This is a genomic window from Lysinibacillus sp. BF-4 (assembly GCF_000743635.1).
GTDB classification, from domain to species: Bacteria; Bacillota; Bacilli; order Bacillales_A; family Planococcaceae; genus Metalysinibacillus; species Metalysinibacillus saudimassiliensis.
Genome location: NZ_JPUW01000093.1, coordinates 1 through 1,316, shown reverse-complemented (window position 1 = coordinate 1,316; position 1,316 = coordinate 1). Strand labels below are relative to the sequence as shown.

Genomic DNA, 1,316 nt, shown 5'->3' with positions numbered 1-1,316 from the left:
GGCTCATCACCAAATCCCGGGGATGACAAATTCAATGACCGGTTTCCAAGCGTAAACGTAGGAAAAGACGGTCATCATTTCGGTAGCCAAACCCACGTCTTTTGATGAGCTTTATTTTATTATTTGTGCCCTCCATAATACCGTTTGAGAAAGGTGAAATGATTGTATGAATCATCGCTTTTTCATGGGCAATTACGGTTTTGGCAATCTTTGAAACAACACCACTTGTATGAAATTGATACCGTTTCAACCAAGCTTTTAAGCGCTTTTCCGCTTGGGTTTCGGTTGTCGCTTTTAACACATAGCGCATATGATTCAATGCCTGATAGATATGTTGTGTATGATAATCTTCCCGTAGCCACTCACGCACAAACCCACGTTCTTCTTCCGTTAATTCTTCCGGCTTTCGTGCTAAACAACGGTCGATAAATCGAGATTTGTGGTGCTGTTTCGCATCGTTTAAATAGCGTCTTCTGCGCTGTAGAGCATCGGTAAAAAACTGTACTAAATGAAATCGATCTAATACATGAATTGCCGTTGGAAAAACAGACTTGATGGCACCTGCCATTGCCGCCGCGAAATCACTTACCGCGGTTTGAATCGATCCTGTGACTTTCTTTAAAAGTGATTCAATCGCGTCTTGATCTCTGTGAGGTACAATCGCTAAAATCCTTCCTGTTTCAGCGTTTAAGGCACTTGTCGCGTAGTTATGTCCTTTACGTAAAGCGAATTCATCCACACAAATATGTTTGGCATTTTCTTCAACTATATCTTCGGGTGCATACATGTAAAACCAGCGTTCAACTGTCGTATATGGAAGTGCATATTCACGTGCGACGTCTGCAATCGAGCGACCATGGCAACGTTTTGTGATTTCACGGCGAAAAGATTCCGTAGAGGAATGAAAAAGCCCTAATCCATAGTCAAACACAAACGTAAATCCACAATTTTTACAACGTTGACGAGGTATGAATAATTCAATCCAAAGAACACCAATATGCCAAGCATACCCGTGGCGAAAACGACGTCGGGAACGATCGTGACAAACAGTAGCCCCTTGGCAAATTGGACAAGGAATGGTTTGTGGTGCAATTTTAACAGGAAAAACATTTGGTTCTTCCTCTGATGATAAATCGATTTCAAAAAAAGATGGTAACGGTAGCATCAATTTGATAAACTTAGTGTACAAAGCGAAAACTCCTATCGTGGTTTGTCTCATCAACAATTACGATACACGAGTTTTCGCTTTTATTCTATACACTATTGGAAAATTAAGGTCTTATTAGTAAGTCAACCCCAACTTATGGTGATGAGCC

General features: G+C 41.0%; 1 protein-coding gene. It reads right to left on the bottom strand.

Annotated features, from left to right (window positions below; all coding sequences use genetic code 11):
* Positions 1-31: 31 nt before the first annotated feature.
* Complete coding sequence (locus tag CH76_RS13275) at positions 32-1,189, bottom strand: ISL3 family transposase (protein ID WP_036147379.1); 1,158 nt, start codon at positions 1,187-1,189, stop codon at positions 32-34.
* Positions 1,190-1,316 lie beyond the last annotated feature (127 nt).